We start from the raw sequence: 7,887 nt of genomic DNA, 5'->3' as shown, positions 1-7,887 counted from the left end.
CTCGAAGGCTTCACATTCGGCGGCGTCGTCGCAGCCATGCGCGCCGACGGCGAGCGCCAGCACTTGTCCGCCCTCGACCAGCTGCTTGACGTTTTCGAGCAGTGCCGCAGCGTCCCTGTCCCAGTCACGGACCCGCCAATCGGCCGTCGGCATGACAAGCTCGCGAGTGGCACCGGCAGTATTGCAGGCGCGCAGATGCGTTTTGGTGCCGCCAATATCGATCCCAACTGTGATCAACGGATTCCTCCAGGCAATTGCCGCACGCGAACTGCTCGGCATGCTATAGTTCCCCCACGACGCGGAGCGCGTTGCGATGCAGATTGGTCAAGCGCTTCTGATCCGCTCGCCGTTCGTGCCAAACAGCAGCACGCCGGCCGGGTCGAGCTTCACGAAGCACTCGGTACTACCCCTGTGGCGAGCCTTGCTGCTGCGCACGACAAGCCGCTCGCCCGTGGACAGGTCGGTGTGGATGAAGGTGACATCGCCGAGCTCCTCGACGAACGCGACCCTGGCGGCCAGGATGTCGGTCGCGCCGGTGTCCTGCGCGATGTTTATATGCTCGGTGCGGACGCCAAGCTCGACCTCACGAATGCCGGCGTCGAAATTGCGAAACGGCAATTCCAGCCTGGAACGGCCGCCGAGATCCGACAGGGTGATGGCGTCCGCTCGTACCGCTTCCACCTTGGCCTTGATGAAGTTCATCTTCGGCGAACCGATAAAGCCGGCCACGAACTTGTTATCCGGATCGTCGTAAAGACCAAGCGGCGTGCCATGTTGCTGGATGATGCCGCCGTTCATCACCACCATCTTGTCGGCAAGCGTCATTGCCTCGACCTGATCGTGAGTGACGTAGATCATCGTTGTGCCGAGGTTGGCATGCAGTTGGATCAATTCCGCCCGCATCTGGACGCGCAACTCGGTGTCGAGGTTCGACAATGGCTCGTCGAACAGGAACACCTTCGGTTCGCGCACGATGGCGCGGCCGATCGCCACCCGCTGTTTTTGACCCCCGGACAATTCGCCAGGCCGGCGATCGAGCAGCTTTTCGAGCCGCAGGATGGCGGCGGCGCGGCCAACCTTCTCCTTGATCAGGGCCTTCGGCTCGCGCGCCATGGTCAGGCTGAAGGCCATGTTCTGGAATGCCGTCATATGCGGATAAAGCGCGTAGGACTGGAACACCATGGCAACGCCGCGCTTGGCCGGATCGACGCGATTGACCACCTTGCCCTCGAGCCTGATCTCGCCGACGGGCGCTTCCTCGAGGCCGGAAACCATCCGCAGCAAGGTCGACTTGCCGCAGCCGGACGGGCCAACGAAGACCACGAACTCGCCGGACGCGATCGACAGGTTGACGTCGCGCAGCACTTCCACGGCTCCGTAGGACTTCGAGACGTTGATGATTTGGAGATCAGCCATGCCAATGCCTTTGTTGATGTTCGGATTGGAACTTCGCGGGACGGCGCCGCTCAGCCCTTGGAGCCGGACATCGCGATGCCTTCGACGATCTTGCGTTGGAAGAGCAGGAAGAAGATGAGCGGCGGAAGTGCCGCAAGCAGGTTCGCCGCCATGACGATGTCGACGGTCACGTGCGAGAATGGCGCGTTGAACAGGCCGACAACCTGCCCGACCGTGTACATTTGCGGACTGGGTGCCACGATGAGCGGCCAGATGAAATTACCCCAGGTCTGCATGAAGGTGAGAATGGCGAGCGTCACCAGCGCATTCCTCGACATCGGTAAAGCGATGTGACGGTAGATCTGAAAATGGCTGGCACCATCGAGCCGGGCCGCCTCGATCATCTCGCGCGGGATTGTTCGCATGAACTGGATCAGCATGAAGAGGCCGAATGCGGAGGCGAGCCCCGGAACCACCAGTCCCTGCATGGTGTTCAGCCAGCCGAGGTTCGCGGTCAAGAGATAGGTCGGAATGAGCGTGACCGCAGTCGGCACCATCAGCGAAAGCATGACGATCGCAAACATGGGCCGCTTGCCGGGAAACTCGAACAACGCGAACTCAAACGCTGCCATCGAGCCAAACAGAAGCACGCCGGCGATGGTCAGCAGGCTGTAGGTGATCGAAATGTAATAAGCATGCAGATAGCCAGTTTCGCTAAGGATCGTGTTGATCTTGGCAATGCCGGCGCTGAGGGATGTCGGCAGCAGGCGCGGATTGATCGACACCGGAACGCCTGGCTCGGCGAACACCACATTGACCATCCAGACGATCGGGAAGACGGCGACGATCGCAACGCAGATGGCGACGGTCCACTTCAGGACCGTCCAGATCGACAGGTCCAGCGCATAGTTTGGCGCGGCGGAACGGATGAGCCCGACGTCGGTCGTCATGGCTGGTGGCCTTTCTTGCGCAGCGCAAACATCACCGCCGTCACGCTGACGATGACGGTGGTCAGGATGAAGCCGTAAGCTGCCGCCTGGCCGAACTTCAGTTCACCGAAGCCGCGACCCATCATGTCCATGACCGGAAACAGCAGCGCGTTCTGGCGGCCGCCATACTGGGAGAAGGACGACCCGGTCAGCAACCACGGTGTGTCGAAGACCTGAAGGGCGGAGATCACGCCATAGGTCGTGACGAAGAACAGCACCGGGTAGAGCATCGGGATGGTGATGTAGAGAATCTCCTGCAGCTTGCTTGCACCGTCGAGGCGAGCCGCCTCGTAATAGTGCCTGGGGATGTTCTTCATCCCGGCGAGAATGATGACCATGTTGAACCCGGCCGACACCCAGATATCGACCGCGATAAGCGAATAGAGCATCGTCGAGGTGTCGTTGAGGAACTGCACCGACGGCAGACCGAACAGGCCGCGGATGGTGTTCAGGAGGCCGATATTGGGCGTGTAGATCCAGCGCCAGATCGTCGCCGCCAGAAACATCGGCAGGACGACCGGCATGAAGAAGATGCTGCGGAAGAAGTTCTGCCAAAAGCCCTTGAAGCTTTCGACCAGCAGCGCGAGGCAGAAGGCGACGGCGATGCCGACAGGTACGGTGATGACGATGTAGGATCCGAGATTCCACATCGCCTTGGAGAAGTCGCGCGAATGAATGACGCGCTGGTAGTTGGCCAGGCCAACGAAGCGGGACGTTGTCGTCGCGTTCCAGTCGTAGAAGGAATAAACAAAGCCGCTGACGATCGGGTAGAGAAAGAACACCGCAAAGAGGGCCAGGAACGGAAACACCATCAGAAGGTGGGGGACATGTTTCTTGTCAAGCATGGTTGTCCTCGATGCGGTCCCCGGCCAGGTGGGAGGTCCTGGCCGGAAAGTCGGGAGGCTGAGCGTCAGCCGCCGGCCAGGCACTCGTTGAGCTCTTCGACTAGCTCCTTGGCGCCGTCCTGCGGGGTGATCCCGCCATCGGCGACCGTCTGGGCATTGTCGGTCAGGATGGAGCGGTAGCAGTTTGGATAGGCGCCCTTGAAATAGGGCGGCATGCCGTCAATCGCGTTTGCCGCCGCCTTGTTGGTGATGGCGATCAGCGGGTCGCTGGCGACCGAAGGATCGGCCATTGCCGCGGCGCTGGCATTGTATCGCGACAAGCGTTTCGCCCACCGCAGCATCTGCTCCTTGGCGGTGACGTAGGCCGCGAATTCGAACGCAACCTGCGCGTTCTTGTTTGGCGCAACACCGATGAACTCATAGCCCTTGATGCCGCCATAGTCGCCTTCGGTCTTGCCGGGCACCAGCACGTAGTCATATTTCAGGCCGGATGTCTTGGCCGCTTCCGCATAGGTCGGGTTGACCCACGGGCCGACCAGATGGAAGGCGAGTTGGTTGGAGATGAACAGATCCTTGGTCGCCTGGTCGTTGCGGCTGGTGCCGCTGGTATATGGCTGCATGTCGACGAACATCTGCAATGTTTGCGCGTATTTCGCTTCATTGACCTTGGTCTTCTTGGTCTCGAAATCCGCGCCCCACTCTTCAGGCGTCGCAACGCCCGAATAGGTGTCGACGATCGACTGCCAGGCCTGGGTCTGGTCCGGCACAGCGTATTTGCCGGAGGCCTTGACCTTCTCCATCTGTGACAGCCAGTCCGCCCAGTCCTTGATCGGTGCCGCAGTGTAGACGCCTGCATCCTTCAGGACGGTCAGGTTGCGGAACATGAAGGAGCCGTAGCCGGTATAGGGCAGGCAGTACATCGTTTCGGGCTTTGGCGAACACATGGCGATAAGGGCCGGATCGAACGAGTCGCGATACTCCTTGGGCATCGCCATGAACTCGGCATAGATGTTCTTGGTCGCACCGGCCTCAACCAGCGTGGCGCCGACATTGACGCCGTTCATGAATACGTCCGGAAGGTTACCGGACGCAGCACCGGTAACCTGGCCCGTCGTCAGATCGTCGTCGCCCTTGCCGGAGATGTTGATGGTGACGTTCGGGCGGGTCTTGCGGAATTCCTCGATGAAGGTCTGCTGAAGTTTGAGCGCCTCACCCTGGGCGAAATCCGAATAGACCCAATATTCCAGGGTGACGGGTTCCTGCGCGCGAGCGCCGCTGATCGTTGCGGCCGTGGCAAGCGCGAAGGCGCAGGCATGCATGTAACGTGTCGAAATCATTCAGACCTCCATTGTGGTTTACGGGTTCCCGATCGAGACATGCCCGGATCGACCCAAGGCGCTTCTGCTTCTTATTATGTTACGCACCTTAACAAACAAACTCAGACCCGCAAGTGGGAGTCGAACAAAATTGTTCACACGCAGCGATTGGAGGGGTAGTGGTGCGGGTCCGCCGCCGGTCGGTCAAATACCGACAAGCAACTCGCACGCGTGGTCCGCGGCGATCTTCTCGATGCCAAGCACGGTTGCGTCGGCGCCGAGGCTGCTGGCATAAATCTCCGTCGGATAGCTCAGCCTGTCGACGGTCTCACGGACATAGGGCAGCATGATCGCGTTGTCGCCGATGCCGCCGCCGAGCACGACAATACCGGGGTCGATGACGCCGACACAGGCCGAGACGATGGCGCCGATGTCCTCGGCGTGGCGCTTCACCTGGGCAAGGGCAGCGGTATGCCCTTCGCCAGCCAGCGCAAAGAGGGCAGCCGTGTCGGCTGGTGCCGCCCCGGCGTCTGGCGGCCAGGCTGCGCGGGTTCGCTGCATCAGCGCCTCGGCCCCGACATAGTCTTCCAGTCCGGCATTTTGCGGCCGCAGGCCAGGACCCCACGGGAACGGCAAATGGCCAATCTCGCCGGCGGCACCGCTGCGACCGCGGATCAAGCGGCCGCCAAGCACCAAGCCCATGCCGATCTTCACCCCGATCTGAATGTAGGTAAAATCGCTTAGACCCTGTGCGACGCCATGGCTCTGCTCCGCCAGCGCCGCGCAGTTGACATTGTTCTCGAGCAGCAGCGGAACGCCGTCGGGCGGCGCAAAATGCGAGAACAGATTCTCTTGCCCGGTCGCCGCCCGGGCCGCATTGTCGGCAACGACGCGGGAAGGCAGTGCGACGCCGAGAGCGCGCAACTTTCCCCAACTCGGCTCCGTCAGCGCCAATGTCGCCTCGACCTCCTCGGCGACCGCCTGGCTGATCTCGGCGCCGAGATGGCGCTGGTTGGACGACAGCCGGTAGACACGGTGATGAAGAAGCCGCCTGTCGAGCGTGGCGACGCGTGTGCGTATATGGGTCGAGCCGGCATCGATGGCGATCACATGGCCGGCACCGGGTCCCAGCCGGTACATCGCTGCCTTGCGGCCAAGCGCACCCTGCACCTCGCCGATCTTCTCGACATAGCCAGCCGCGGAGAGTTCGGCGATCGAGGAAGACAATGTCGGCCGCGACAGACCAAGCGCCGAACCGAGCTGAGGCCGTGTCGCTGGGCCTGATTGGAAAAGCGTGCGGAACACGGAACGCGCGCTGGACGTGAAGGCGGCCCGGATGTCCGCTTCACTCAACTGTTTTTGCTTCACAGGTCTTCCTAAAGTTAAGTGACTTGACAAAACCTATAGATGAGGCAATCCAGAACATCAAATCGATTGTCCTCGCGCAGACTGCCTGAAACCTGGCCAAGTGAAAATCCTTAGGCCTCCGGCAGCGCGAAACCAACAGTGGAAAGAGCTTGCATGGCCGGCGGTCGCAACGATCTGGAAATTGGCTATGACGTGCCCGCGGAGGTAGGCGACGCGATCGAGGATATTCAGACACCAGCCTTGGTCATCGATCTCGATGCCTTCGAGCGAAATGTCGAGCGCATGCGGCGCCATGTCGAAAGCATGAATGTTCGGCTGCGCGCCCACGCCAAGACCCACAAATCCGCCGACATTGCTCTCTTCCAGATCGCCAAAGGCGGCGCCTGTGGCGTCTGCTGCCAGAAAGTGTCGGAGGCAGAGGCATTGGTGCGCGGCGGCGTCGGGGACATCCTCGTCTCCAACCAGGTCACCGGCCCGCTCAAGATCGAGCGACTGGCGCGACTTGCCGGCAGAGCGCGCATCATTGTCTGCGTCGATGACGCCGCCAATGTCGCAGCGCTGTCCAAGGCGGCACAGAGCGTGGGCTCCACAATCGAAGTCCTTGTCGAGATCGATTGCGGCGCCCGCCGCTGCGGCGTTCAGCCGGGTGCGCCGGCGGCCGATCTTGCGCGCTCCGTCGCAGCGTCGCCCAACCTCGTGTTTTCCGGCCTGCAAGCCTACCACGGCAGTGCGCAGCACATCGTCGATCCGGCCGAGCGCCGGGCGGCGATCGCCGCTGCAATTGGAATGACGCGCGAGACGGTGCGCTTGCTGGCGGAGCTGGGTCTCGAATGCGCGATCGTCGGCGGAGCCGGCACGGGCAGTTTCGACATGGAAGGCCGCTCCGGTGTCTACAACGAGTTGCAGTGCGGTTCCTACATCTTCATGGACGCCGACTATGGCCGGATCCGCGACGATAGCGGCGGAGTGGTCGGCGGCTTCGAACACGCGCTCTTCGTGCTGACTTCAATAATGAGCAAGACGGCGCCGGCGCATGCCGTGTGCGACGCCGGCCTCAAGGCATTGGCAGTCGACAGCGGTCTTCCGCTGATCTTCGACCGGCCCGGGATCACCTATCTCGCGGCCAACGACGAGCATGGCAAGATCGACGATCCGGGCGACCTGCTCGCCATCAACGACCGGCTGCTCCTGGTACCCGGGCATTGCGATCCGACTTGTAATTTGTACGATTGGTTTGTCGGCGTTCGTAACGGCAAAGTCGAGGCGTTGTGGCCGATAACGGCACGCGGAAAGCTCTATTGACGTCTGTTCCCGAGGTTCGGGTTTCGGCTGCGATGCGGCCGAAGTCCAGAACAGACGCTAGAGCATTCCAGGAAAAGTGTGAAACGGTTTTCCCGGGAAAAGCGCGTAGCACTTTCCCTAGGGAATTGCCCAGAAACAAAGAGATAGAGCGGTTCGGCGTTTCCGTGAAACGATGAACCCGCTCTAGGTCGTCAGCGGCTGGAAACGTCCCGGCGGAGAAGCGGCCAGTTCCGACCAGTCGATTTCCTCCTCCAGGCGATGATACGCTTCATCGCCGATCGTCCCGTCGATACGCAGCAGTTCCAGCGCGTCACGCTGGCTCTTGATGGCATAGAGGCGCAGCCTGTCGTACTCGGTGGCAGCCTGAGCATCGTCAGGATTTTCGGCGATCATGCGCTGCGCGGTAAATTGCTCGCGGACCGCGGCCGCGGCATTCGATGTCTTTCCGCTCAACACGTCCAGCGCGGCCTGCATGATGGCGACGCGTGCCTGCGCGACCTCGCGGTCGACAGTTTCGTCCGGATCGAGACGAAGCAAGCGCAGCAACGGCTTCAGGCTCATGCCTTGCAGCACCAATGTGCCGAGAACGACCGAGAAGGCGGCGAGCACGATCGGGTCACGGCCCGGAAATTCGGCTGGCAAGGCAAACGCTGCCGCAAGGGTGACCAGACC

The 7,887-nt window shown here is 61.5% G+C and carries 6 protein-coding genes and 2 pseudogenes; 1 reads left to right on the top strand and 7 read right to left on the bottom strand.

Annotated features, from left to right (window positions below; all coding sequences use genetic code 11):
* From E5W87_RS17495 to E5W87_RS17470, 6 genes and pseudogenes are all read right to left on the bottom strand, one after another.
* Positions 1-237: pseudogene (locus E5W87_RS17495) on the bottom strand (sugar kinase); the annotation flags it as partial.
* Between the two features lie 87 nt (positions 238-324).
* Complete coding sequence (locus tag E5W87_RS17490; RefSeq protein WP_292399895.1) at positions 325-1,416, bottom strand: ABC transporter ATP-binding protein; 1,092 nt, start codon at positions 1,414-1,416, stop codon at positions 325-327.
* 50 nt (positions 1,417-1,466) lie between these two features.
* A complete protein-coding gene (locus E5W87_RS17485; RefSeq protein ID WP_292399891.1) occupies positions 1,467-2,345 on the bottom strand; it encodes a carbohydrate ABC transporter permease in 879 nt (292 codons plus the stop codon).
* Positions 2,342-3,229, bottom strand: coding sequence for a carbohydrate ABC transporter permease (locus E5W87_RS17480; protein WP_292399888.1), 888 nt, complete (start codon positions 3,227-3,229; stop codon positions 2,342-2,344). The genes E5W87_RS17485 and E5W87_RS17480 overlap by 4 nt, the downstream gene beginning before the upstream one ends.
* Positions 3,230-3,294: 65 nt before the next feature.
* Positions 3,295-4,566: an extracellular solute-binding protein gene (locus tag E5W87_RS17475; protein ID WP_292399886.1), complete on the bottom strand. Its 1,272-nt coding sequence runs from the start codon at positions 4,564-4,566 to the stop codon at positions 3,295-3,297.
* A 183-nt stretch (positions 4,567-4,749) separates the two neighbouring features.
* Positions 4,750-5,898, bottom strand: a complete 1,149-nt coding sequence (locus tag E5W87_RS17470; RefSeq protein WP_292399883.1) for an ROK family transcriptional regulator — start codon at positions 5,896-5,898, stop codon at positions 4,750-4,752.
* Between the two features lie 168 nt (positions 5,899-6,066).
* Here E5W87_RS17470 and E5W87_RS17465 point away from each other — a divergent pair, with 168 nt between their 5' ends.
* Complete coding sequence (locus E5W87_RS17465) at positions 6,067-7,215, top strand: DSD1 family PLP-dependent enzyme (RefSeq protein WP_292399880.1); 1,149 nt, start codon at positions 6,067-6,069, stop codon at positions 7,213-7,215.
* 183 nt (positions 7,216-7,398) lie between these two features.
* Here E5W87_RS17465 and E5W87_RS17460 read toward each other — a convergent pair.
* A pseudogene (locus E5W87_RS17460) lies at positions 7,399-7,887 on the bottom strand (sodium:proton antiporter); the annotation flags it as partial.

The sequence above is a fragment of the Mesorhizobium sp. genome (assembly GCF_004962925.1).
In the GTDB taxonomy this organism is placed as follows: Bacteria; Pseudomonadota; Alphaproteobacteria; order Rhizobiales; family Rhizobiaceae; genus Mesorhizobium.
The sequence above is the reverse complement of the archived record's forward strand: the minus strand, read 5'-3'. Positions and strand labels throughout refer to the sequence as shown.